Annotated in this window: 17 protein-coding genes and 2 pseudogenes; 13 read left to right on the top strand and 6 right to left on the bottom strand. The window is 45.4% G+C overall.

Annotated elements, in window-relative coordinates; all coding sequences use genetic code 11:
- Positions 1–23 precede the first annotated feature (23 nt).
- The 4 genes from BCU07_RS06660 (at position 24) to gnd (ending at position 4,823) form a co-directional block, all read left to right on the top strand.
- Entirely contained in the window at positions 24–719 is a 696-nt protein-coding gene (locus BCU07_RS06660; RefSeq protein ID WP_017059715.1) for a response regulator, read from the top strand.
- A gap of 410 nt (positions 720–1,129) precedes the next feature.
- Positions 1,130–2,632: a glucose-6-phosphate dehydrogenase gene (gene zwf / locus BCU07_RS06655; RefSeq protein ID WP_065583601.1), complete on the top strand. Its 1,503-nt coding sequence runs from the start codon at positions 1,130–1,132 to the stop codon at positions 2,630–2,632.
- Positions 2,629–3,345: a 6-phosphogluconolactonase gene (pgl, locus tag BCU07_RS06650; RefSeq protein WP_102428963.1), complete on the top strand. Its 717-nt coding sequence runs from the start codon at positions 2,629–2,631 to the stop codon at positions 3,343–3,345. The genes zwf and pgl overlap by 4 nt, the downstream gene beginning before the upstream one ends.
- A 29-nt stretch (positions 3,346–3,374) precedes the next feature.
- Positions 3,375–4,823: a decarboxylating NADP(+)-dependent phosphogluconate dehydrogenase gene (gene gnd / locus BCU07_RS06645; protein ID WP_017059712.1), complete on the top strand. Its 1,449-nt coding sequence runs from the start codon at positions 3,375–3,377 to the stop codon at positions 4,821–4,823.
- Between the two features lie 138 nt (positions 4,824–4,961).
- Here the strand turns inward: gnd and BCU07_RS06640 are convergent.
- Positions 4,962–5,168, bottom strand: a pseudogene (locus BCU07_RS06640) (metal-dependent phosphohydrolase); the annotation flags it as partial.
- Between the two features lie 239 nt (positions 5,169–5,407).
- Between BCU07_RS06640 and BCU07_RS06635 the strand changes: the two are divergent.
- Complete coding sequence (locus tag BCU07_RS06635; RefSeq protein WP_010438513.1) at positions 5,408–5,821, top strand: VF530 family DNA-binding protein; 414 nt, start codon at positions 5,408–5,410, stop codon at positions 5,819–5,821.
- A 132-nt stretch (positions 5,822–5,953) separates the two neighbouring features.
- On the opposite strand, the gene BCU07_RS06630 is transcribed toward BCU07_RS06635, so the two are convergent.
- The 5 genes from BCU07_RS06630 to BCU07_RS06610 all read right to left on the bottom strand — a co-directional run bounded on the left by BCU07_RS06630 (position 5,954) and on the right by BCU07_RS06610 (position 10,571).
- On the bottom strand, positions 5,954–6,145 hold the full coding sequence (locus BCU07_RS06630; protein ID WP_102333370.1) for a hypothetical protein: 192 nt from the start codon (positions 6,143–6,145) through the stop codon (positions 5,954–5,956).
- A 226-nt stretch (positions 6,146–6,371) separates the two neighbouring features.
- Positions 6,372–7,130 carry a sulfite exporter TauE/SafE family protein gene (locus tag BCU07_RS06625; RefSeq protein WP_102333369.1) on the bottom strand — a complete coding sequence of 253 codons (759 nt, stop codon included), beginning with the start codon at positions 7,128–7,130 and terminating at the stop codon, positions 6,372–6,374.
- Between the two features lie 192 nt (positions 7,131–7,322).
- Positions 7,323–8,843, bottom strand: a complete 1,521-nt coding sequence (locus tag BCU07_RS06620; RefSeq protein ID WP_004733593.1) for a tripartite tricarboxylate transporter permease — start codon at positions 8,841–8,843, stop codon at positions 7,323–7,325.
- Positions 8,844–8,853: 10 nt separating this feature from the next.
- Positions 8,854–9,354 (bottom strand): tripartite tricarboxylate transporter TctB family protein, encoded by a 501-nt coding sequence (locus BCU07_RS06615; RefSeq protein ID WP_004733594.1) that lies wholly within the window; start codon positions 9,352–9,354, stop codon positions 8,854–8,856.
- Between the two features lie 245 nt (positions 9,355–9,599).
- On the bottom strand, positions 9,600–10,571 hold the full coding sequence (locus tag BCU07_RS06610) for a tripartite tricarboxylate transporter substrate binding protein (protein ID WP_017080798.1): 972 nt from the start codon (positions 10,569–10,571) through the stop codon (positions 9,600–9,602).
- A 450-nt stretch (positions 10,572–11,021) separates the two neighbouring features.
- Between BCU07_RS06610 and BCU07_RS06605 the strand changes: the two genes are divergently transcribed.
- The 8 genes and pseudogenes from BCU07_RS06605 (at position 11,022) to BCU07_RS06570 (ending at position 24,198) form a co-directional block, all read left to right on the top strand.
- Positions 11,022–14,195, top strand: a complete 3,174-nt coding sequence (locus tag BCU07_RS06605) for an HD domain-containing phosphohydrolase (protein ID WP_102428962.1) — start codon at positions 11,022–11,024, stop codon at positions 14,193–14,195.
- 391 nt (positions 14,196–14,586) lie between these two features.
- Entirely contained in the window at positions 14,587–15,306 is a 720-nt protein-coding gene (locus tag BCU07_RS06600; protein ID WP_102428969.1) for a GntR family transcriptional regulator, read from the top strand.
- A 100-nt stretch (positions 15,307–15,406) separates the two neighbouring features.
- Positions 15,407–16,303, top strand: coding sequence for a methylisocitrate lyase (gene prpB / locus BCU07_RS06595; protein WP_017071740.1), 897 nt, complete (start codon positions 15,407–15,409; stop codon positions 16,301–16,303).
- Positions 16,304–16,449: 146 nt separating this feature from the next.
- Positions 16,450–17,663: pseudogene (gene prpC, locus BCU07_RS06590) on the top strand (2-methylcitrate synthase).
- A 101-nt stretch (positions 17,664–17,764) separates the two neighbouring features.
- Positions 17,765–20,401, top strand: a complete 2,637-nt coding sequence (acnD, locus tag BCU07_RS06585; RefSeq protein ID WP_102428960.1) for a Fe/S-dependent 2-methylisocitrate dehydratase AcnD — start codon at positions 17,765–17,767, stop codon at positions 20,399–20,401.
- 9 nt (positions 20,402–20,410) lie between these two features.
- Complete coding sequence (gene prpF / locus BCU07_RS06580) at positions 20,411–21,583, top strand: 2-methylaconitate cis-trans isomerase PrpF (RefSeq protein WP_102428959.1); 1,173 nt, start codon at positions 20,411–20,413, stop codon at positions 21,581–21,583.
- A gap of 116 nt (positions 21,584–21,699) precedes the next feature.
- A complete protein-coding gene (locus tag BCU07_RS06575) occupies positions 21,700–23,604 on the top strand; it encodes a propionyl-CoA synthetase (protein WP_017063816.1) in 1,905 nt (634 codons plus the stop codon).
- A 147-nt stretch (positions 23,605–23,751) separates the two neighbouring features.
- Positions 23,752–24,198: a hypothetical protein gene (locus BCU07_RS06570; RefSeq protein WP_050648228.1), complete on the top strand. Its 447-nt coding sequence runs from the start codon at positions 23,752–23,754 to the stop codon at positions 24,196–24,198.
- Positions 24,199–24,285 lie beyond the last annotated feature (87 nt).

Raw genomic sequence — 24,285 nt, 5'->3', positions numbered from 1 at the left:
ACATGGTTAAAGGAAGAACATAAATGAACGCAATCACGAGAGTCATGGTCATTGAAGATGATATTGCGATTGCAGAGCTACACCATCGTTATTTAGAACAGATGGGTGGCTTTGATGTGGTGGGGATAGCGACCACGCAGTCTGAAGCGTTAATGCAATTAGACATATTAAAGCCTGACTTGGTTTTATTGGATGTGTATCTGCCGGACGGGTGTGGGCTCGATATTCTTAATCACGTAAGAGGGAGCAATCAAGGCTGCGACGTTATCTTGATTACTGCTGCTCGGGATGTCGATACGCTGCAGCAAGCAATGCGTGGTGGGGTGGTCGATTATCTATTGAAACCAGTAATGTTCCCTCGTTTGGAAGCGGCGCTGAAAAAATATCAATCGCAGTTGCAAGAGTTTGAAAGTGTGTCTGATTTGAACCAAGGTTTGGTCGATAAGATGCTGCAAGCCAACGCCAAAGCGGACTCAGGAAAAGTGTCAACATTACCAAAAGGGATTGATGGCGTAACGTTGGATAAGATCAGAGCCATTTTTCAGCAAGCTGATGCCGTTAATATTACCGCCGATGAAGCCGGAGAACGAATTGGTGCTAGCCGAACCACCGCCAGACGCTATTTAGAATTTTTGATTACCACTGGTGAGTTAGTCGCAGACTTAAATTACGGTACCGTAGGTCGCCCGGAGCGCTGCTACAACAAAGCGCAAAGATAAACACGACACCATCAAAATAAATATAAAGCCAGTTGAATAAGCTGGTTTTACCTTTTTCTCCCTTTCCTATTGCTCACTCCACCGACCAGATACCGTTCTTTCTTGACTACACTGTTTGAGAATGCCGATTTGCTTCTCCCTCGAGTCAAATGAACGGAACTATCGATTAGAATTTGTTCGAAATGAGTCAATATTTAATCGATTGCTTTCACAGTGGTTGATGTAAATCAAATAGTCATAGACAATACTGTCCCGAATAGAGGTGATAGCTTTCACCCTCGTTTACCAAACGCATTCTCAAATTTAATAGGCGCTTACTATTGATGTAATAGTTAAGACCTATTATCTATTTTCGTATGTCGCTGATACCTTTGGCGAATACTAAAAACCTTGTTTTTATAGGAAAGATGATGGTAATACCTGAAAACAGCAGCATCGTTATTTTTGGTGCGTCGGGAGATCTAACTTACCGTAAGTTAATTCCTGCTTTGTACCACCTGTATGCTAGCAATCAACTACCAGAATCCTTTGCGATTCTTGGAGTGAGCCGTACTGAGTACAGCGATGAGTCTTACCGTGAGAAGCTGAAGAAGTCTCTTCAGGAAATGGAAAAAACTGAGCCAGAGACGCTGAATGCATTTATTGAACATCTGCATTACCAAGCGATCAACACTTCAGATGTAAACGACTACGCTCGTTTAGCACAACGTCTAGATAAGCTTGAGCAAGACTACCAATTTGAAAACCATAACACACTGTTCTACTTGGCAACCCCGCCAAGCCTATACGGTGTTATTCCAGCAAACCTTGCTGCGCATGGCCTGAACGATGAAACGAACGGCTGGCGTCGTCTGATCATCGAGAAGCCATTTGGTTACGACTTAGCATCAGCTCAAGCGTTGGATGAAGAGATCCATCATCACTTCCAAGAACACCAGATCTACCGTATTGACCACTACCTTGGTAAAGAAACGGTACAAAACCTTCTAGTGCTTCGTTTCTCAAACGCGATGTTTGAACCACTGTGGAACCGTAACTTCATTGAATACGTTGAAATCACAGGTGCTGAGTTCCTTGGCGTTGAAGAGCGTGGCGGATACTACGACGGTTCTGGCGCTGTTCGTGACATGTTCCAAAACCACCTGCTACAAGTGCTAGCAATGGTGGGCATGGAGCCGCCTGCACAAATTAACGCTGATTCTATTCGTGATGAAGTGGTTAAAGTGCTTCAGTGTCTTAAGCCTCTTGAGGAAGAATACCTGCGTAAAGATCTAGTCTTAGGTCAATACACAGCGTCTGATGTTCGCGGCCAGCATTTGCTCGGTTACCGTGAAGAGCACGGTGTAGCGGATGATTCTCGTACCGAGACTTACATCGGCTTGAAAGCTCACATCAATAACTGGCGTTGGAATGGTGTTCCTTTCTACGTACGTACAGGTAAACGCTTACCAACACGTGTGACTGAAATCGTGATTCACTTTAAGAACACGCCACACCCAGTATTTGGTCAAGATGCACCAGAGAACAAACTGATTATCCGTATCCAACCGGATGAAGGAATTCAGATGAGCTTTGGTTTGAAAGAGCCGGGCGCAGGCTTCAAAGCAAAAGAAGTGAAAATGAACTTCTCTTACTCTGACTTGCCTGAAACTCAAATGCTAACGGCTTACGAGCGTCTTCTTCTTGATGCACTAAACGGTGATGCAACTTTGTTTGCTCGTACCGATGCAGTAGAAGCTTGTTGGAAGTACGTTCAACCAATCTTAGACTTCAAGCAAGATCCTCAAGCGCTGTTTGGCTATGCTTGTGGTACTTGGGGCCCACAGGAAGCGGATGAACTTCTGCAACGTGATGGCCGCGCATGGCGTTTCCCATGCAAAAACTTAACAGACACGGATTACTGCGAACTATGATCAATCACAAGATCTTTGCAACGCCAGAATTGGTCGTTGAAAACCTAGCAAACGAAATGAAAGTGTACAGCGAGCAGGGTAAACCTGTTCACATTTCATTGTCTGGTGGCAGCACGCCAAAAATGCTTTTCAAGCTTTTAGCTCAAGCACCATACGCAGAAGGTATTCAATGGAATAACCTTCACTTTTGGTGGGGCGACGAACGTTGCGTTGCACCAGACGACGCTGAAAGCAACTTCGGTGAAGCGAATACGTTACTTTTCTCAAACGTGAACCTTCCAGCAGAGAACATCCACCGCATCCGTGGTGAAGATGAGCCTAAAGCAGAAGCAGAGCGTTTCGCAAAAGAGATGGCAGACGTAATCCCAACAGAAAACGGCACGCCAGTTTTCGATTGGATTCTGCTGGGTGTTGGCGCAGACGGCCACACAGCTTCACTATTCCCGGGTGCAACCAATTACCAAGATGAGAACCTGTCTGTACTCGCTTCTCATCCGGAGTCTGGTCAAATCCGTGTTTCTAAAACAGCGAAAGTTTTAGAAGCAGCAAAACGAATCAGCTACCTAGTACTAGGTGCAGGTAAAGTTGAGATCGTTAAAGAAATTCATACAACTCCTGCTTCAGAGCTGCCTTACCCGGCAGCGAAAATCCAGTCTAAAACTGGCGAAACAGAGTGGTTCCTAGATTCAAATGCAGCAAGTGCTATCGCATAAGTGCGACTAGCCGCAAGGAGATATAAATAATGAAAGGTGATATCGGTGTAATTGGCCTAGCAGTAATGGGTCAGAACCTTATCCTAAACATGAACGACCACGGCTTCAAAGTTGTGGCTCATAACCGTACTGCTGCTAAAGTAGACGAGTTCCTAGAAGGCCCAGCTAAAGGTACTAACATTGTTGGTGCTTACTCTCTAGAAGAGCTAGTTGAGAAGCTAGAAGCGCCACGTAAAGTGATGCTTATGGTTCGTGCTGGTGACGTTGTAGACACGTTCATCGAAAACCTAATCCCACTTCTAGACGAAGGCGACATCATCATTGATGGTGGTAACACTAACTACCCAGACACTAACCGTCGTGTAGCGCATTGTCGTGAGAAAGGCATCCACTTCATCGGTACTGGTGTATCTGGTGGTGAAGAAGGTGCTCGTTTCGGTCCTTCAATCATGCCAGGTGGTGCGGCTGAAGCTTGGGAAGCGGTTAAGCCAATCTTCCAAGGTATCTCGGCAAAAACTGACGCTGGTGAGCCTTGCTGTGACTGGGTTGGTAACGACGGTGCTGGTCACTTCGTTAAGATGGTACACAACGGCATCGAATACGGTGACATGCAGCTTATCACTGAAGCATACCAGTTCATGAAAGATGGCCTAGGTATGTCTGCTGACGAGATGCAAGCAGTATTCGCTGACTGGAACAAGACTGAGCTAGACAGCTACCTAGTTGAAATCACTGCTGACATCCTTGGCTACAAAGATGAAGACGGTGAAGCGCTAGTTGAGAAGATCCTAGACACTGCAGGCCAAAAAGGTACGGGTAAGTGGACTGGTATCAACGCACTAGACCTAGGTATCCCACTAACACTGATCTCTGAGTCTGTATTCTCTCGTTGCCTGTCTGCTCTTAAAGACCAACGTGTTGAAGCTGAAGCTTTGTTTGAGAAGACAATCACTCCAGTTGAAGGCGACAAGCAAGAGTGGGTTGATGCACTACGTCAAGCTCTACTGGCTTCTAAGATCATCTCTTACGCTCAAGGTTTCATGCTAATGCGTGAAGCGTCGAACGAAAACGGCTGGGACCTAAACTACGGTAACGTAGCGCTAATGTGGCGTGGTGGTTGTATCATCCGTTCTGCATTCCTAGGCAACATACGTGATGCGTACGAAGCAAACCCAGACATCGCGTTCCTAGGTTCTGACGAGTACTTCAAAAACATCCTACAAGGCAGCCTAGTGGCATGGCGTAAAGTAGCAGCGAAATCTCTAGAGTCTGGTATCCCAATGCCATGTACGATTTCTGCGCTATCTTTCCTAGACGGTTACACAACTGCACGTCTACCAGCGAACCTGCTTCAAGCTCAACGTGACTACTTCGGTGCTCACACTTACGAGCGTACTGACCGTCCACGTGGTGAATTCTTCCACACAAACTGGACTGGTACAGGCGGCGATACTGCTTCTACAACTTACGACGTATAATCGTTAGTTAGAATCAGTTAAGAACCTTGTTGTTCTTATTAGCTGTAAACTAGAAAACAAAAGGATGCCAACTGGCATCCTTTTTTGTTGGTTTGCGTATTTTTAGATGGTCACTTCAAACACACAACTAATTATCGCTTAGGCGGTCATGATATGTGGTTGTACATCGTCGTTGTATTGATCTCGAATGGCCATAAAGCTGTCTAGGTTTTGTTTAGGCGCTTCAACCCACTCTGGGTCAAACATTGAACCAGTGTTTGCTTCTATATAGGCCATCACCTCATTCAGTGACCAAGCGTGTTTATAGGCTCTTTTACTCATTAACGCATCGAATACGTCTGCCAGTTAATAGCGTATGCGCTATTGCTTAACTAAAGTGTTGTTAATGATGATCTGGACGTTAAATAACCATTTTAAAATTAATTTCAAAGATAAATAGGATAACGAGTATGCTTTATGCCATCATAAAGGGATAAATAAGGGCAATGGATGTAATGCCCAAGTGATTGAGCTAGAAATGGTCAGTGATGACGGTGTTCTAGAGTAAATTCAAGGCCTTTAGTTGCCTTGAAAAAGGTAATGTTATGACTGAAGAAGAAAGAATCGAACTGCAACAAAATAACCCGCTACACGGCTTAAAGCTTGAAACCATGATCACTGAATTAGTGGATCACTATGGTTGGGAAATTTTAGATGCGGCAATGCGTATGAACTGCTTTAACACTAAGCCTACAGTGGCAAGCGCAGTTAAATACCTGAAGAAAACCGAATGGGCTCGTGAGAAGGTTGAAAACTTCTACCTTTACCGTTTCAAGCGCATGCCTAAAGCATCGGACATCGAATATCAGATGCCTCCGCGTTCACGTACATTCCGCCATGGGCTAGAGCCTCGTGAGCCAATGGAACTAACGGTTGAGTCTATCCACGCTTCTCAAGCTAAAGCTGCGTCTGCATTTAAAGAGCGCCGCGGCGGTAACGGTCGTAACTTCCGTCGTTAATAAGAAGGCGTCGCTAGAAAGAACCGTCGCTAAATAAGGCGTCGGCGATTAGCACGGCTAATTAGATAAGCGAAAAACACAAAAGGAGCCTATGAGCTCCTTTTTTAATTCGTTCGATTAAACCGTAATTGGCTAAGCTTCGCGGTTCTTTCTTTGATTCTTCCAAAGATCGGTGACATAAACGATCGCACTGACCAGTAAGAATAGCGCTGACACAGAAAACAGAGCGGGCATTTTTAAGATCCACGCGAATGTGACAGCAAGAAAAGCGACAAAGCAAATGAGTCGACTTGATGACATGACATGACCGAGTTTAGTGTTCATAACGCCTCCTAATGAAGTCTCACTTTCGACAGGAGAATTATCCTACCTTTGGCAAAATAAAGGCTAAAAAACAGTCTAAATTGTTATCAAATTTGCTAATTGAAGGACTCGTCTCACACATTTTGGCTTGGCTATTTTATAAGTAATAAAATAGCCAAATCGGTATGAGCAGGGTGGAGTCTTTTGGCTTTATCTTTTCAGTTGCAAGTCTTATTAAACCGAACGTCTAATTAGCATAGAAAAAGTAAGCGGTGATCAAAAAGCTCGCGATGATCACTGTGGTTCGAACATAGTGTTGAGGGATGCGGCGAGAGATTTTTGCTGAATAATAACCACCAACCAATGTACCCAATAATACAGCCATGCCAGACGGCCAATCAATCGAACCATTGACGATAAAAAATACGATCGCTGCGAGGGAAGCACACGCGGACACGAGCAGTTTGATGCCATTCATCACGTTGATGTTGGTGTAACCAGCCAGCGCCAAGTAGCTCAATGTCACAATGCCTAAGCCTGCATTAAAATAACCACCATAAACACACACGATCAAAAGCAATACAGCGGAAAAGAACGCCCCTGCGCTGGTGGCGTGCTTATGTTTAGCGGTTACTTTCTTTAGCCATTTGTTGAGAGTGCCACCAAAGGTAAAAAGCAGAGCGGCGAACAGTAATAACCAAGGTACGGATTGGGTAAATAGCGCTTCTGGCGTGTGTAGTAGTAAAAATGCACCAATGCCGCCGCCAATTACGCATAGCCCAACAACGAGCTTGAGTTGTTTGGTACCAGATTGAATTTCGTGGCGCAGTGCGTAAGCACCACTGATGTAACCAGCGCATGAAGCAAAGGTGTTGGTCGCGTTGGCTGCTATTGGTGGAACGCCAGCAAATAACAAAGCAGGGAAAGTGATGAAGCTGCCGCCACCCGCAATGGAGTTAAGCACACCGCCAACCACCCCTGATAAGAATAGAATCAACCAATCCATAGTTTTAGAATCCAATACGTTAACTAACTGGTTACCTTACTTGAATTTGTTATGAATATCAGCGCCATGTGTGTTGTAAAGATAGGTTTGTGAGTTTGCTACCATCTTTAACCGCTGGTTTTAATTGAGGCTTTAAATGAAAAAAGGAGCCAATGGCTCCTTTCGTTGAGGTTTCGTTGAAATGGTAGAGTTTTACACTTCTACTGGCTTCGATTTAAAGCTTCTAAATAGTTTTACTAAGATTGGGCTAGATAGTACCAGCACAGCCAGAATAGTGAACGTCATCGTGATTGGTCGTTCCCATAGGAAGCTCAGCTCGCCATCGCTGATCATCAATGCACGTCGTAGGTTCTCTTCCATTAATCCACCAAGGATAAAACCTAGGAGTAATGGGGCAAGTGGGAAGTTAGCTAACCTCAGCGCAATCGCAACCATAGCAACAATGAGCATTACAAAAACATCCATCGTGTTGAAAGACACCAAGTACACGCCTGTGATTGAGAAGAAGATAATCATTGGCAGTAGTACCGTTCTTGGTACCGCGAGCAGTTTAGAGATGTAAGGGATTAGAGGCAGATTCAAGATAACCAGTACGATGTTACCAAAGTACATCGAGATAATTACTGACCAAAATACATCTGGGTGTTCAACGAACAAGCGAGGACCCGGCTGGATACCGTAAGCGATTAGGGCGCCAAGCATGATTGCGGTAGTACCAGAGCCGGGAATACCAAGCGTCAGTAGCGGAACGAATGAACCACTTGAAGCTGCGTTGTTTGCTGATTCAGGAGCAACAAGACCACGAATACTGCCTTTACCAAACTCTTTCTGTTTGTCTTTTGGCGCAAGGCTACGTTCCATACCGTAGCTTAGAAATGCCGCAATAGTTGCACCTGCGCCCGGTAAAACACCCGTAAAGAAACCTAGAATAGAGGAGCGAATCGAAACTGGCGCCACTTCTTTGAACTCTTCTTTGGTAATTTTCATGCTACCAATATCAGCCATCTTTTGGCTTTCTTCGCCGCTAGTGTCTTTCTCTGGTTTCAAAATACCCATTAAAGTCTCACCTAAAGCGAAGGTTGCCATAGCAAGAAGTAGGAAACTAAAGCCATCCATCAGATCCGTTAGGCCGAAAGTGAAACGCTCAACACCAACGCCTTTGTCGATACCAACAGTTGATAGCATCAAACCAAGAATGGTCATCATCCACGCTTTGATTACCTGACCTGGGCCTGCAAACGCCGCTACAGCGGATAAACCTAATAGCATCAATGCAAAGTAGTCTGAAGACTGGAAGCTCAGTGACACGCTTGCTAGAGCCGGAGCCGCAATCAAAAGCATTATTGCCGAAAGCGTGCCGCCAGTGAAAGAAGAGTAAGCCGCGAGTGCCAACGCTTTACCAGCTTGGCCTTTTTGTGCCATCGGGTAGCCATCGAATGCGGTTACTACCGTTGAAGAACAACCCGGAGCGTTGATTAAGATTGATGACGTCGAGCCACCAAATACAGCGCCGTAGTACACACCAGCCATCAAGATTAGGCCAGAAGAAGGATCTAGGCCGTATGTAATCGGGATCATCAACGCGATTGCTGAAATTGGACCGAGTCCCGGTAGCATCCCAATAAAGGTACCAACAAAACAGCCAACAATTACCATCATGATGTTCATTGGCATCACGGCGGTCGAAAGTCCTTGTAAAATTCCGTCTAACATAATGTTATCCCTACCAAAGAGTGAAGATTAAACCAGGCTCTAGGTAGATATCTAAGCCTTGAGTTAATAAAAGAAAGAACGCGATAACGAAAGGAAACGACGCGCCAAATAAGACAGCTTTGCGGCGCTCACCCAGTAGGTAAAAGCCTGCAAGTAAGAAGAAGCTGGTTGCTAAAACAAAGCCAAGATAAGTCAGCCCAACACCGTACAGAGCCATTAACACCAAGAAGCCAATAAGCAGTTTCCAGTTCAACGGCGTAGTGTCGCATGTGACTTTTTTATCTGGCTGTCCGGTTATAAGCAGGATCAACGAAAGGCCAATGCCGATAAACGTTAGCAGGATAGGTAAGGTTCTTGCTGTGAAGGGTTCGTACTCGTCACCGGGGAACAAAGGAATCAGCGTGGTTTGGTAGCCATAGCATAAACACGCAAGCATAAAGAGCATGGCTCCGATGCGATCCTTCGAAAGCAAAGATTCCTTACTCAGAAATTTGGTTGGTAAGTCCGACATATCCAACTCCATTTGGGGTGGTATAAAAAGTAAAAAAGCCGTACATGAGCGAGTCAATGAAATGTCTGGGATCACTAACCAAAGGTAAGCGAATTACGGTACTGGTTTATCAGCCACTTGCGTTTACAACGAATCGGCAAGCGTTAGTAATACGTCTACGAATAAACAAAGGAGTTTGAAGTTAACTCATGCACGGCGAAACAAGGAAAGAGTAAGAGGGCACATAGGCCCTCTATGGTTGTTGGTTATTTCAAGAAACCAAGCTCTCGCATTAGGTCGCCCATCTGTTTTTCTTGATCTTCTAGGAAGGCGTAAAAATCTTTGTCAGCTTTGTAGTTGTCGATCCAACCGTTACGGTCACGAACCACTTGCCACTCATCGGTTTTGTACATTTTGCCAAGCGCTGCATTCCACTCGTCGATCTTCGCTTGGCTTGTGCCTGGTGCCGCAAAGAAACCACGCCAGTTAGCGAATACGGTTTCGTTGCCGTACTCAGTCAGTGTTGGGATGTTAGGTGCAGCGTCAAGACGCTTTGGCGCCGTCACTGCCAATACTTTTACTTGGCCTGATTTAGACATTTCTAGCACTTCACCAAGGCCTGTCGAAAGCAGTTGTGTTTCGCCAGATAATAGAGCTGCCATTGCTTTACCACCTGCATCGTAAGCAATGTATCGCACTTTCTTCGCATCAAAACCTTCGCCTTTGAACGCTGCCGCAACCACAAGGTGGTCCATGCTGCCACGAGCTGAACCACCAGCAATTTTCACTTTACGTGGGTTGGTTTCGAATTCTTTAACGACGTCTTCCCAAGTGTTGTACTTAGAATCCGCAGACGCGACGATTGCACCGTAATCGGCAATGGTTGCTGCTACAGGAGTTAGGTCGCGGAATGATTGTGGGAAGATCCCCGTTAGTGAACGAACAACGATAGGCGTTGAGTTCACCATTAGCGTGTCTTCTTGGCGTTGAGCCGTCTCGATTAGGTGAGCAATCGCTTTACCGCCGCCACCACCAGAAAGGTTTTGGAAAGAGACATTTTCTACGATGTCTGATTTCACCAATACATCACCCGTACCACGAGCTGTCATATCCCAACCGCCACCAGCGCCGCCAGGGATTAGGAAGTGGATTTTTTCTACGTCAGCAGCAAAAGTGTTGAAAGAAAAGGTTGCTGCGATAATAGAAGCCGCAAGAGTAGGTTTCAGTGCCTTGAACATGGTTCACGTTCCTTATATAGGGGATCTCTTCAATGGAGAGAAACTTATGTTTTATATCCAGCTACTAAATACACGAATAGGGTATTGCTTAGTAGATGACGTTAAAGTTAACGGTGTGTTAACGAAATGTCTGTAATGCGGCGATATTGAGAATAAAGAACATTGGATTAATATTGTTCATAAAGTTCACGGGGAGGTGTTGTAGGATTGCTTCTAGCAATAATAACTAGGTTTTTCTTGAGTTTATGTGAACAATTTTTTTGACTGTTGGTCGCTTTATACTGCTGTGTATCATTAAAGAGCGTACTTATTGCGACACAAAGAGTGATATGGAGAGGCGCTCTTTAATATATAGAATAATATGTTGCTAGGTGTGCAGTGCTACTGTAATAATATAATTATAGCTGGCACGTTACATTTCTGAGCTAGTGGTTATTCAAGGATCGAATAATGACAGACAAAAAAATTTCGTTACGATTTACTGTTGGAGGAATGTTTTTACTCGCGACATTTCTTACCGCTGTTGTTGCGGTTTCACTGCAATATTACTTCAGTAAAAAAATGGCGACTGAGAATACCCTATCAAAGTTGACGATGGTGTCCCAAGAGCTGAGTAACTATATCGGCGCGGTTGATTCTGACGCAGCCAATACCGCGCGTTTACTTTCTTCAGTGAAACGTTCTATAAGTAACAAAATATCGAAAGAAGAGTCGCGTAGTATTCTTTCAGAAGCAATTAAAGATAACCCTCTCTTTTATAGTATTTACATTGGCTCATCTAATGAAAACTTCTTCCAAATTATTAATTTAGAATCTGCCCCTGTCGTTAGAGAAAAAATCGGTGCACAACAAAAGGACCGTTGGGTTGTGGTTGAGATTCATAATATAGGGGAGGAGCGCGTCCGTACGACGAAATATTTTGACCAAGAGTTTACGCTAAGAAACTCAACTACGGAGCAGAGCAACTACCTTCCAACAACCAGGCCTTGGTATGTTTCTGCCAATGTTCAGTCGGTCGAAAAAACTCAGCCATATCTTTTCCAGCATTTACAAATTACCGGGCAAACTTATTCTTTAGCGTTTGATTCGAAAATCGAATCTGAAGTTCAACATGTGATTGGTATTGATATTGTGTTGTCTTCTTTAGCTAGCAAACTATCAGGTACGGCGCTTGGCTTAGCAGAAGACAGTAAGGTTGAGTCTTTCTTATATTCGAAATCGGGTAATATTATTGCGTCTAACCTCAAGGTTAACAATCAGGAATCGGAGTTTGATGTATCAACATTGATGCTATCGTCTGAGCAGCAAGCCTTGATTAACGATACCCCTCCGCTGTTAGTGTCTAATCAAAATGATTGGGGGCCTATGGACTTTTCAGTGGCGGGAAAACCAAACGGCTATGCGATAGACCTTCTTAAAATGATTGGTGAGATGACAGGGATCAGGTTTGAATTTGTTAATGGTTTCTCTTGGGGCGAGCTTGTCAGTAAGTTTCAAGAAGGAAGTATTGATGGCCTGCAATCGGTTCAACATTATAAAAATAATGGCATAGATGGCCTATACACGACTCCAATTTATGAATTGCCATTTTCTATCGTGACAAGGGTCGGCGCGAAGGTTGTCACTAATTATGCCGAGCTTGAGGGTAAAAAAGTTGCCATTTTATCTGGGTGGTCAATTATTCCTAAGTTGAGAGAGGATTTTCCGAACATTGATTTAGTTGAATTTGAAAACCTAGAGTCTGCATTTAATTCAATTGAAAGCGAAGAGAACTTTGCTTTCTTAGAAGCAGAACCCGTACTCTCGTTTGCATTAGATAGGTTTTTCCAGCCAGGCCTTGTTGTCAATGGGACTCTAGAAGATCTAAAACAGAACTACTCAAACCAATTCCATTTGGTGCTGCAGAGCAAGCATAAACAATTGCTCCCAATCATTGATCAAGCTATCAGTAAGTTAAGTGGTGAACAACTTGATGCCTTAGCGAAAAAGTGGCTGCATGATACCGGCTTTAATACGAATACGACGGTTCCTTATACTGAACTTTATGATTTGACTAAGGAAGCAACGGTTGAAGGCAGTATGGTAAGGGTAGAGTTGAATGGCGAGATCAAGCATCTCTATTTAAAGAAAATAGACACGGGCGAACACTACTCTGAGTATTTTGCGGTATTGATTCCCGAATCTGAAGTCTTCAGTACAGTCAATAAACGTCTAGCAACCTCTGTTGGTGTAACGGTGTTACTGATGAGTTTGACGTTGCCTATTGCTTGGGTTTTTGGTGCGCCGATAGTGCATCCAATTCGCCAATTAGAGGAAGAGACTCATAAGGTTAAGCTGCGTGATTATGACAACGTGACAATTCTTGATACTCGAATCAAAGAAGTGTGGGAATTATCTGTTGCTGTAAAAGATATGGCTATGGAGATTAAACGACATGAACAGATGCAAGAGGCGTTTGTTGAGTCGTTTATCAAGCTCATCGCTCAAGCGATCGATGATAAGTCCGCTTATACGGCAGGGCATTGTAATCGTGTACCAGAACTCGGCTTGATGCTGGCTGACGCGGCGGAACAATCGCAGTCTGAGCACTTCAAAGACTTTGAGTTTAAAAATGATGACGAACGCCGTGAGTTTAGAATTGCGGCTTGGCTTCATGATTGTGGCAAGATCACGACACCGGAACACATCGTCGATAAAGGTACGAAGTTAGAAGCGAACTACAACCGAATCCACGAGGTGAGAACTCGATTTGAAGTACTTTGGCGTGATGCGGAAATCACCGCTTTGAGAAAACAACTTGATGGTACGCTATCAACGCAACTGATAGCCGATGAACTTACGGCAACGAAGCAGCAGCTACAAGATGACTTTGCCTTTATCGCTACGTCGAACGTTGGTGGTGAGTTCATGAGTGATGACAAAGTCACTCGTATTCGCTCGATAGCTGAGACGACCTGGACGCGTCACTTTGATGATCAACTTGGTCTATCACCGATAGAGGCAATGAATCGAGAGCCGAGTTCAAGTTTACCAGCCACAGAACCACTTTTGAGTGATAAGCCAGAGCACATAGTGAAAAGAGATAGGCCGTTAGAATTTGACCCGAAACATCAAATTAAAATGGATGTGCCTGAGCACTTATACAACCTAGGCGAAGTCTACAATCTGAGTATTGCACGCGGTACATTGACTGCTGAAGATAGATTTAAGATAAACGAGCACATGCTTGGCACGATTAAGATGCTTGAGAACCTGCCATTCCCGAAAGAGCTAAGTCGTGTTCCTCGCTACGCTTCAACTCACCATGAAACACTTAAAGGTACAGGGTATCCAAGGAAGCTGACTGGTGATGACCTCTCAATCCCAGAACGTATTCTGGTGATCTCTGATATTTTTGAGGCATTAACCGCTGCAGATAGGCCTTATAAGAAGGCTAAGCCAATCAGTGTTGCTGTCGACATCATGTATAAAATGGCATTGGACGAGCATCTCGATATCGAACTGTTTAGATTGTTCTTAACCAGCGGCACTCACCTGCGTTATGCAGAAGAGTATCTGAAGCCGGAACAAATTGATTTCGTTGATATCAGCAAATACCTAGATGTTACTCGTCAGATTGCTTGAGTAAAGGTGGCTTGTTAGAACGGGGTCTATGAATGAAAGGCGCACATGAGTGCGCCTTTTTTATATCTGTTTATCGGTGAACAGGTAGATCGACTCAAAGTGCTCTGCGTTTGTCAAGTCTGTCTATAAGTTGTCGACACATTGGTTTCGAGTGATTTCAGGGTAGGGAAGGGTTTAGCGGCTCTTTCTTTGCTTAAATCGATAAATAACAAGTGGTTGAATTGTTTTTAGTGTCCTTTTAAGTAAGTTTTTATCGCCTATAGAAAGTACTACCTTAGTCTAAATTGTCGACAATTTGCTTGATTGTCGACAATTTAATCGTGTATTTTATGTTCATGTTATGGAATTGTTGACAATTAAGGTTCAGCAAATAGAAGTGAGCAGCGTGAATATGAATACTGCGATAAAAGATCTCAGCTTAAATGCAAACACGAAAACACGTGTTAGCGATAAAGAGAACACTAAATCAGAAAATCTCACTGAGTATCTCGTTGAGGCGATTGTTAGCGGTGAATTACTACCGGGCAGTAAGATTTCGGAACCTGAATTGGCTAAACGCTTCGAAGTAAGCCGAGGCCCATTACGTGAAGCGATAATGCGAGTTGAAGGGCTTGGCCTAATAGAACGCATTCCACATGTTGGCGCGCGAGTGATTACTTTTTCGGCAGAAAAACTGCTAGAGCTTTACGCGGTGCGAGAGGCTTTGGAAGGCATGGCTGCTCGACTCGCAGCGAGACATATCACACAAGAAGAGCTTGTCGGGCTTGAAGGGTTATTGTCGACACATTCAAAGCATATCGATGAAGTAGAAGGTTCTTCTTACTTTCATCAACATGGGGATTTTGATTTCCATTACCGCATTATCAAAGCGAGTCGCAACAGCAAACTCATTTCGTTGTTGTGTGACGAGCTTTATCACTTATTACGCATGTATCGCTATCAATCACCTAGGGCGCAGTCTCGTCCAAAAGAGGCGCTAGATGAACACAAATACATTCTACAAGCGATCCGTAACCGTGATGAAGAGCTAGCAGAAATGCTTATGCGAAGACACATATCGGGAAGTCGACTGCTTATAGAACAACAAATCCAATCCAAAGATCTTGATTAACTGGCGACTGGTATCTGTCAGCGGGTCAGAGCTGGCGATAACCAAAAGCCGTAAGTCTTAAAGGTTAGCTAGAAATAAACAATTAACAGGGAGCGTCATTATGAAGTTATCAGCAGGAGCTAAGTTCCGACAAGCTGTGCAAGACAACGACCCATTGCAGATCGTCGGCACGGTCAATCCGTACTGCGCGATGATGGCAAAGAACTTGGGGCATCAGGCGATCTATTTGTCTGGCGGAGGCATCGCCAATGCGTCTTATGGGTTGCCTGATTTAGGCATCACCACATTGAACGATGTGTTGGTAGATGTTGAACGTATTACCAACGCGTGTGATCTGCCATTGCTGGTGGATATCGATACGGGATTTGGTGGCGCATTCAATATTGTACGTACGATTCGCGCTATGGAGAAGGCAGGCGCAGCAGCAATCCACATGGAAGACCAAGTCGCTCAGAAACGCTGTGGTCATCGACCAAATAAAGCGATTGTAAGTCAGCAAGAGATGGTCGATAGAGTTAAGGCTGCAACTGATGCTAGAACCGACGAAAGCTTTGTGATTATGGCTCGTACGGATGCATTGGCGGTTGAAGGAATAGACAGTGCGATTGAACGAGCGATAGCTTGTGTTGAAGCGGGCGCAGACATGATCTTCCCTGAGGCGATGAATCAACTCGATCAATACGTGAAGTTCTCGGCAGCGCTGAAATCAGCAACGGGCAAGCACGTGCCTATTCTTGCGAACATCACTGAATTTGGCCAAACACCACTCTACAGCTGTAACGAGTTAGCCCAATCAAGTGTCGACATGGTGCTTTATCCATTGAGTGCGTTCCGTGCGATGAACAAAGCGGCGGAGAATGTTTACAAACACTTGTTAGTTGAAGGTAATCAAGAAGCTTTGTTGGATTCAATGCAAACCCGTAAAGAGCTTTACGAACACCTGAATTACCACGACTACGAGAACAAGCTTGATCAGTTGTTTTCAAGCGAAGGGTAAACCGGTTTCAATTAATCAAAAATTAACTTAATCCAATAACGTGAAATGGTTAGTCGCCATATCCAGTACCGATGATAAAGATCATCGGATACATAAACAGGCAGCACCAAAGAGTGCAGGCGACTAACACAGAAAAGGAGTTCACCATGTCTGTATCTTTGAGTGATAAAGCAGCTGTCGATAAGGCTTCAACAGAAAACCAACAACAAAGCGCAAAAACAGCAAGTACACCAGTAAGCGCACCTGCAATAGGTGGTGCTGGTCTACGTGGCCAAAGTGCGGAACCACTGCGCTATGTACCGTAGGCCAGTCAGGAACGGGTTTAACCTACCGTGGCTATGACATAACCGACCTTGCTAATCATGCTCAGTTCGAAGAAGTGGCGCATCTGCTACTAAGAGGTCACTTACCCACTGAAAAAGAGCTCGATGACTACAAAGCCTTGTTAGTTGGTCTGCGCGGCTTGCCTCAACCTTTGAAAGCGGCCTTAGAACTGATCCCTGCAGACGCTCATCCAATGGATGTGATGAGAACTGGTTGTTCAATGCTAGGTAATCTAGAGCAAGAGACTGATTTTTCTGAGCAACTGCCCGCGACTGAACGAATGCTCGCGCTTTTCCCTGCCATTATTTGTTATTGGTACCGCTTTAGCCATGATGGCGTGCGAATTGATACTGAAGATCAAAGTGAAGCCTGTCTGGGTGGCTACTTCTTGAAAATGCTAACGGATAAAACACCTAGTGAACTTCATAAGAAGGTGATGCACTGCTCGCTAACCCTGTATGCGGAACATGAGTTTAATGCTTCGACTTTTGCCGCTCGTGTTTGTGCATCAACGTTGTCTGATATCCATTCGTGCGTCACCGCAGCGATTGGTACGTTGAGAGGTCCTTTACATGGCGGTGCGAATGAAGCGGCGATGGAAATGATCCAAGATTGGCAAACGGCTGATGAAGCAGAAACTAACATCATGCAGATGCTTGCTAACAAAGACAAAATCATGGGCTTCGGTCATGCCATTTATCGTGAGAGCGATCCACGAAACGCCTTAATCAAGCATTGGTCAAAAGAGCTAGCTCAAGAGGTGGGTGATAAACAGCTTTATGCCGTTTCAGAGCGTGTTGAAGCGGTTATGAAGCGCGAGAAAGGACTGTTCTGTAATGCTGACTTCTTCCATGCGTCGGCTTATCACTTCATGGACATCCCAACCAAACTGTTTACGCCAATCTTCGTGATGAGCCGCCTTACGGGTTGGACAGCACACGTGTTCGAACAAAGAGAAAACAATCGCATCATTCGTCCAAGTGCAGACTACACCGGGCCAGAGCATCAAGACTGGCTACCTATTCATCTACGTTAGCCCTCTATAACGAGCCGACTTATATCTTGAGGTGACTTCCGTCTTCATACGACAAGGCCTCAAGAAACAACGAATAGAATTTAACAGATAATGGTGGATGTATGTCTGATGTAAAACTTGAAAGAAACCAAGAGCTTGATGAAAACAAGTATCGAAAGGTTTTACCGGGAACGGGTTTAGAATATTTCGACGCTTGCGAAGCGGTAGAAGCAATCTTCCCGGGCGCTTATAAAACCTTGCCTTATACGTCGCGAGTGTTGGCAGAGCAATTAGTAAGACGCTGTGATCCTGAAACCCTTGAAGACAGCTTAAAGCAGATCATTGAACGCAAGAGTGACTTAGATTTTCCTTGGTATCCTGCGCGAGTGGTGTGTCATGACATTCTAGGTCAAACAGCCCTAGTAGATTTGGCTGGATTAAGAGACGCGATTGCCGACCAAGGCGGAGACCCTGCCAAGGTGAACCCAGTGGTCGAAACTCAACTGATTGTTGATCACTCTTTGGCAGTGGAACATGCCGGGTTTGATAACGAAGCATTTGATAAAAACCGCGCGATTGAAGAGCGCAGAAACGAAGACCGTTTTCATTTTATTGAATGGTGTAAAACCGCGTTTAAAAACGTGAGTGTGATCCCAGCGGGTAACGGGATCATGCACCAGATTAACTTGGAGAAAATGTCTCCAGTTATTCAATCTAAAGAAGGCATCGCGTTTCCTGATACTTGTGTTGGTACCGATAGCCATACACCGCACGTTGATGCTCTGGGCGTTATTGCGATTGGTGTGGGCGGCTTGGAAGCTGAGACAGTGATGCTCGGTCGTCCGTCGATGATGCGATTGCCTGATATTGTCGGCGTTAAACTGACGGGTCAGAGACAAGAAGGGATAACTGCAACGGATATTGTGCTTGCGATTACTGAGTTCCTTCGCAATGAGAGAGTGGTCTCAAGCTATTTGGAATTCTTCGGTGAGGGGGCTCGTGCACTGACCATTGGTGACCGCGCAACCATCTCCAACATGACGCCAGAGTATGGTGCGACAGCGGGTATGTTCTATATCGATGAGCAGACTATTCAATACCTGAAACTCACTGGTCGAGAGCCTGAGCAGGTTGAACTAGTTGAACGCTACGCCAAGCAAACTGGGCTATGGGCTGACGATCTCGATTCTGCCCAATATGAGCGTGTACTTGAGTTTGATTTATCGAAGGTTGAGCGCAATCTTGCAGGGCCGTCTAACCCTCATCGCCGTTTGCCAACCAGAGAGCTGGCTGAACAAGGTATCAGTCAAACATCTTGGAAAGAGCAGCATGCTAAGCAGTACAGCGATGAACAGATGCCTGATGGTGCCGTAATCATCGCAGCGATTACCTCTTGTACTAACACCAGTAATCCAAGAAATGTGGTCGCCGCAGCATTGGTGGCTAAGAAAGCCAATCAGCTTGGATTAGTTCGTAAACCGTGGGTGAAAACGTCATTTGCTCCAGGTTCTAAAGTTGCCAAGCTCTATCTCGAGTCGGCGGGTTTGCTTCCTGAGCTGGAACAATTAGGATTTGGTATCGTCGGTTATGCGTGTACTACCTGTAATGGTATGAGCGGAGCCCTAGATCCTGCTATCCAACAAGAGATCATCGACCGCGACCTGTACTCAACCGCTGTGTTGTCAGGGAATCGAAATTTCGATGGTCGAATCCATCCCTATGCAAAACAAGCGTTTTTAGCCTCACCGCCATTAGTGGTTGCTTATGCCTTGGCGGGTACGATTCGCTTTGATATCGAGAAAGACAGCTTAGGCACTGACAACCATGGTAAGCCAATCTACTTAAGCGATTTATGGCCGAGTGATGCCGAGATCGATGCTGTTGTCGGTGAGCATGTTAAGCCTCAGCAATTCCAACAAATCTACGTAAAAATGTTCCAGCCAGACGAGGAGCAGGTGACTACTGAACCGCTTTATGACTGGCGACCTCAAAGTACCTATATTCGCAGGCCACCTTATTGGGAAGGTGCTCTTGCGGGAGAACGAAGCCTATCTGGTATGAGACCTTTAGCGATTCTGGGTGACAATATCACTACAGATCACTTATCCCCTTCAAATGCGATTCTCGCTTCGAGCGCTGCGGGGGAATATCTCACCAAAATGGAAGTGCCGGAAGAGGACTTTAACTCTTACGCGACCCATCGAGGTGATCACTTAACCGCGCAACGAGCAACATTCGCCAACCCTAAGCTGTATAACGAAATGGTTAAGGACGCTGGAGAAGTCGTGCAAGGTTCACTAGCAAGAGTTGAACCCGAAGGTCAAGTTACGCGAATGTGGGAAGCGATAGAAACCTACATGAACCGTAAACAGCCTTTGATTGTCGTGGCGGGTGCGGATTATGGACAAGGTTCATCACGTGACTGGGCTGCCAAAGGTGTGCGTTTAGCGGGTGTTGAAGTGATTGTGGCTGAAGGATTTGAAAGAATTCACAGAACCAACTTAGTTGGCATGGGTGTATTGCCTCTGCAGTTCAAAGTAGGAACGAATCGCAATACCTTAGAGTTGGACGGCACCGAGCTTTACGACGTGTACGGTGACATTGAAGCAGGTTCTGATTTAGCTCTAGTCATCACTCGTAAAAACGGTGAAAAGCTTGATGTTCCTGTGACCTGCCGACTAGACACGGCAGACGAAGTGAATGTTTATAGCGCTGGTGGAGTGTTGCAACGTTTCGCCAAAGACTTTCTTGCAAATTAGGAGCTGGTTATGAACATCAAACAGATAAAAGTACCTGCTACCTATATGCGGGGCGGAACAAGCAAAGGTGTCTTTTTCAACTTAAGTGACTTACCTGAAGCTGCGCAAGTTGCCGGAGAAGCTCGAGACGCATTACTTCTGCGCGTGATTGGTAGTCCAGATCCTTATGGCAAACAAACCGATGGCATGGGTGGCGCAACATCCAGCACCAGCAAAACCGTTATTGTTTCGAAAAGCAGTAAAGCCGATCACGATGTTGATTACCTATTCGGCCAAGTAGCAATAGACAAGCCGTTCGTTGATTGGAGCGGTAACTGCGGCAATCTGTCTGCTGCAGTGGGCCCATTTGCTATTCATAGTGGCCTAGTCGACTCGAATCGTATTCCAGAAAACGGTGTGGTCGAGGTGCGAGTATGGCAAGTGAACATAGAGAAAACCATTATTGTTCATGTACCTATCGCTGATGGGGAAGTCCAAGAGTTAGGTGACTTTGAGCTCGATGGTGTCACTTTCCCCGCTGCTGAGATCCAAGTCGATTTTCTAGACCCCGCCGATGCGAGTGGTTCTATGTTTCCAACAGGGAATGTTGTCGATTTTTTAGATGTTCCCGAATTGGGCTGCATCAAAGCAACATACATCAATGCAGGGATACCAACCATTTTTGTTGATGCTGAATCGGTTGGTTATCAAGGTACAGAGCTTCAATCTGATATCAATAGTGATGCCAAAGCTTTGGCTCTGTTTGAATCCATCCGAGCACATGGTGCAGTAGCGATGGGGCTGATTGATTCTTTAGAACAAGCTGAATCACGCCAACACACACCTAAAGTCGCGTTTGTTGCTAAGCCTCAAGACTATCAAGCTTCAAGTGGCAAGTCAGTTACTGTGGATGAGACAGACCTGCTGGTACGCGCTCTGTCTATGGGGCAATTGCATCACGCCATGATGGGCACAGCTGCGGTTGCGATTGCTTCAGCTGCGAGTGTTCCGGGCACGCTAGTGAATTTAGCGGCGGGAGGAGGCTCTCGTGACTTTGTGACTTTTGGGCACCCATCAGGAACATTGAAGGTAGGTGCTAAAGCGCTAGAGACAGAAAGCGGATGGAGAATTGAGAGGGCGATTATGAGTCGTAGTGCCCGAGTGATCATGGAAGGTGCCATTCGTGTGCCTTTTCCCAAGTAAAGCGATTTTCGTGTTCGGTTAAATGTTCCGAACACAACGCTGAGAAAAGAGCGCAATCAAGTGCTACTGCCAAAGGGCAGGCGCTTGGAAAATGGATGAATCATGGAGGTGGCACTATGTCTGCTACGAATCGAATGACTAGAAAAACAGATTACATCACCGAGTATCAATGGGCGAGGGAAGACCCAAATTCGTTTTGGGAAACACAATCACAAGCGATAGATTGGTTTGAACCACCAAAAACGATATTACAAACTGACGATAACGGAATTGAGCGTTGGTTTCCTGATGGGGTGATGAACACCTGCTGGCTCGCGCTGGATTATCATTGTGAAAATGGGCGAGGTGACAATACCGCACTGATTTACGACTCTCCAGTTACAGGAACTCAATCCTCGTACACTTACAATCAATTGCGTAACCAAGTGGCTAAAGTCGCTGGTATGTTAGCCACGCAAGGCGTTACCAAAGGTGATCGTGTGGTGATCTACATGCCAATGATTCCTGAAGCGGCGATGGCAATGTTGGCCTGTGCACGACTAGGTGCGGTGCATTCGGTGGTGTTTGGTGGTTTTGCCCCTCATGAGCTTGCCGTTCGAATTGAAGATGCCGAGCCCAAGGTGTTGATTACTGCATCCTGCGGTGTCGAGATAAATAAAGTCCTGCCATATAAGCCGATGGTCGATCGCGCGATCATGGACAGCCGATGGAAGCCTGAGAAAGTGGTGGTATTCCAAAGAGAGCAGTCTCTAGCCGAATTGAACAACGAACGTGATGTACTTTGGCAGCAAGCTGTTGAGGATGCTTTGCCTCACGTATGTGTGCCTGTTCTAGCGACTGACCCACTATATATCTTGTATACATCAGGGACGACGGGTAAGCCAAAAGGCGTGGTGCGCGATAATGGTGGTCATGCGGTCGCGATGAAATACTCGATGAGCACTATCTACGATATGCCGCAAGATGGTGTGTTTTGGGCGGCTTCTGATGTCGGCTGGGTAGTGGGGCATTCCTATATTGTGTATGCGCCATTGATTCATGGTTGCACAACCATCTTGTTTGAAGGAAAGCCAGTTAGAACGCCAGATCCGGGGGCATTCTGGCGTGTGTGTGAAGAGTACAACGTCGATGTGTTATTTTCTGCGCCAACGGCATTTAGAGCTATCAAGAAAGAAGATCCTGAAGGCGAGTTACTCACCAAGTATGACTTATCATCGCTCAAGTCGATTTTTATGGCGGGAGAGCGTTTGGACCCGCCAACATTGGATTGGGTTGAGTCTCATACCAATAAACCGGTTATTGACCACTGGTGGCAAACCGAAACGGGTTGGGCTATTTCTGCCAATCCGACAGGGCTGGAATCTTTGCCAGTGAAAGCAGGTTCTTCAACTAAGCCTGTGCCCGGTTACCAAGTCGAGATTCTTAATGAATTGGGTGAAACGGCACAGCCTAATCAGCAAGGCTTTGTTGCACTCAAACGTCCACTACCACCCGGTTGTCTGCCAACGGTTTGGCGTAATCATGATCGATTTGAATCTGGCTATCTGAGCCAATTCCCAGGCTATTATGTTTCTGGGGACGGTGGCTATCTCGATGAAGATGGGTATCTATTTATTATGGGCCGTATCGACGATGTGATAAACGTAGCGGGACACCGTCTGTCGACTGGAGAAATGGAAGAGATCGTGGGTGGTCACCCAGCCATTGCAGAATGTGCGGTAGTCGGGATTCACGATGACTTGAAAGGACAACTTCCTTTAGGTCTAGTTGTGTTAAAAGATGGCGTAAAAGTCGATGGCATTGAGTTGCAAAGGGAATTGGTTGGCAAGGTTCGTAATGAGATCGGCGCGGTAGCTTGTTTTAAGCAAGCCTTGGTTGTTGAGAGGTTACCTAAGACACGCTCAGGTAAGATCTTACGTAGAACGATCCGGCAGATCGCAGAAGGTGAACAATATGTGGTGCCTTCAACTATTGACGACCCTACCAGCTTAACTGAAATTGCTGAAAAGCTCGGCAAATAGAAGTCGCAGTTTAGGTAATCTCACCTTCGGCTTGTTGATTTATACATAATCCGGCGTGATGGTTTACCTAAACTCTACTTTATTCATCCGCTTATCCATTGCGTTTACTATGACCTCATTATGAATCCCACATATTGAGGTCTTTTTATGCGAGCTTACTTTTTGTTGATTGCTTTATTGGTCAGTGGTGCTGCTAGTGCCAGTATTTCAAAGGATGAAGCGAGTAGAGCGTTGTTAGAACCTTTGAGTCATCCCAAGGTATTTAAATGTGTATCAAAGACTGGCGTCGATCTCTATCAAGCGGTTTTTGATATTGGTGTGGGATATGAAGCCGACCCTATTAACTCGAAGATGATCGTTAATTCAAGGAAAGGCCGCTACGAATATCAAATCTTAGGCGCAGTAAGGTCTGAAAGAGCTGGTGAAATTGTCGTGTTAACTCGCCATGTGGGAGACGGTGTTAAAGTTGCGGCTATGATTGATGACGAAAATGGCAAGATACTGGGGATCGGCGATAAAAATCATTATCGAGATTGTGGTGTTAGGCCACCACCTAGCGTAGCAAACATGCAAAACTTTTGGTCTAAAGGCTAAGAGATATGTGAAAGGCAAGAATTATAGAGAAAGCGCGATTGAGGCGACCTTATTGGTCGCCCTTTTTGTTGGTGAGGATAAAGCGAG

The organism is Vibrio sp. 10N.261.54.E10 (assembly GCF_002877735.2).
GTDB classification, from domain to species: Bacteria; Pseudomonadota; Gammaproteobacteria; order Enterobacterales; family Vibrionaceae; genus Vibrio; species Vibrio crassostreae_C.
The sequence above is the reverse complement of the archived record's forward strand: the minus strand, read 5'-3'. Positions and strand labels throughout refer to the sequence as shown.

Excerpts from the sequence above, each read along its gene's own strand:
- BCU07_RS06660 (WP_017059715.1), top strand. The coding sequence starts at position 24 with ATGAACGCAATCACGAGAGTCATGGTCATTGAAGATGATATTGCGATT.
- zwf (WP_065583601.1), top strand. The coding sequence starts at position 1,130 with ATGGTAATACCTGAAAACAGCAGCATCGTTATTTTTGGTGCGTCGGGA.
- pgl (WP_102428963.1), top strand. The coding sequence starts at position 2,629 with ATGATCAATCACAAGATCTTTGCAACGCCAGAATTGGTCGTTGAAAAC.
- gnd (WP_017059712.1), top strand. The coding sequence starts at position 3,375 with ATGAAAGGTGATATCGGTGTAATTGGCCTAGCAGTAATGGGTCAGAAC.
- BCU07_RS06635 (WP_010438513.1), top strand. The coding sequence starts at position 5,408 with ATGACTGAAGAAGAAAGAATCGAACTGCAACAAAATAACCCGCTACAC.
- BCU07_RS06630 (WP_102333370.1), bottom strand. The coding sequence starts at position 6,145 with ATGAACACTAAACTCGGTCATGTCATGTCATCAAGTCGACTCATTTGC.
- BCU07_RS06625 (WP_102333369.1), bottom strand. The coding sequence starts at position 7,130 with ATGGATTGGTTGATTCTATTCTTATCAGGGGTGGTTGGCGGTGTGCTT.
- BCU07_RS06620 (WP_004733593.1), bottom strand. The coding sequence starts at position 8,843 with ATGTTAGACGGAATTTTACAAGGACTTTCGACCGCCGTGATGCCAATG.
- BCU07_RS06615 (WP_004733594.1), bottom strand. The coding sequence starts at position 9,354 with ATGTCGGACTTACCAACCAAATTTCTGAGTAAGGAATCTTTGCTTTCG.
- BCU07_RS06610 (WP_017080798.1), bottom strand. The coding sequence starts at position 10,571 with ATGTTCAAGGCACTGAAACCTACTCTTGCGGCTTCTATTATCGCAGCA.
- BCU07_RS06605 (WP_102428962.1), top strand. The coding sequence starts at position 11,022 with ATGACAGACAAAAAAATTTCGTTACGATTTACTGTTGGAGGAATGTTT.
- BCU07_RS06600 (WP_102428969.1), top strand. The coding sequence starts at position 14,587 with ATGAATACTGCGATAAAAGATCTCAGCTTAAATGCAAACACGAAAACA.
- prpB (WP_017071740.1), top strand. The coding sequence starts at position 15,407 with ATGAAGTTATCAGCAGGAGCTAAGTTCCGACAAGCTGTGCAAGACAAC.
- acnD (WP_102428960.1), top strand. The coding sequence starts at position 17,765 with ATGTCTGATGTAAAACTTGAAAGAAACCAAGAGCTTGATGAAAACAAG.
- prpF (WP_102428959.1), top strand. The coding sequence starts at position 20,411 with ATGAACATCAAACAGATAAAAGTACCTGCTACCTATATGCGGGGCGGA.
- BCU07_RS06575 (WP_017063816.1), top strand. The coding sequence starts at position 21,700 with ATGTCTGCTACGAATCGAATGACTAGAAAAACAGATTACATCACCGAG.
- BCU07_RS06570 (WP_050648228.1), top strand. The coding sequence starts at position 23,752 with ATGCGAGCTTACTTTTTGTTGATTGCTTTATTGGTCAGTGGTGCTGCT.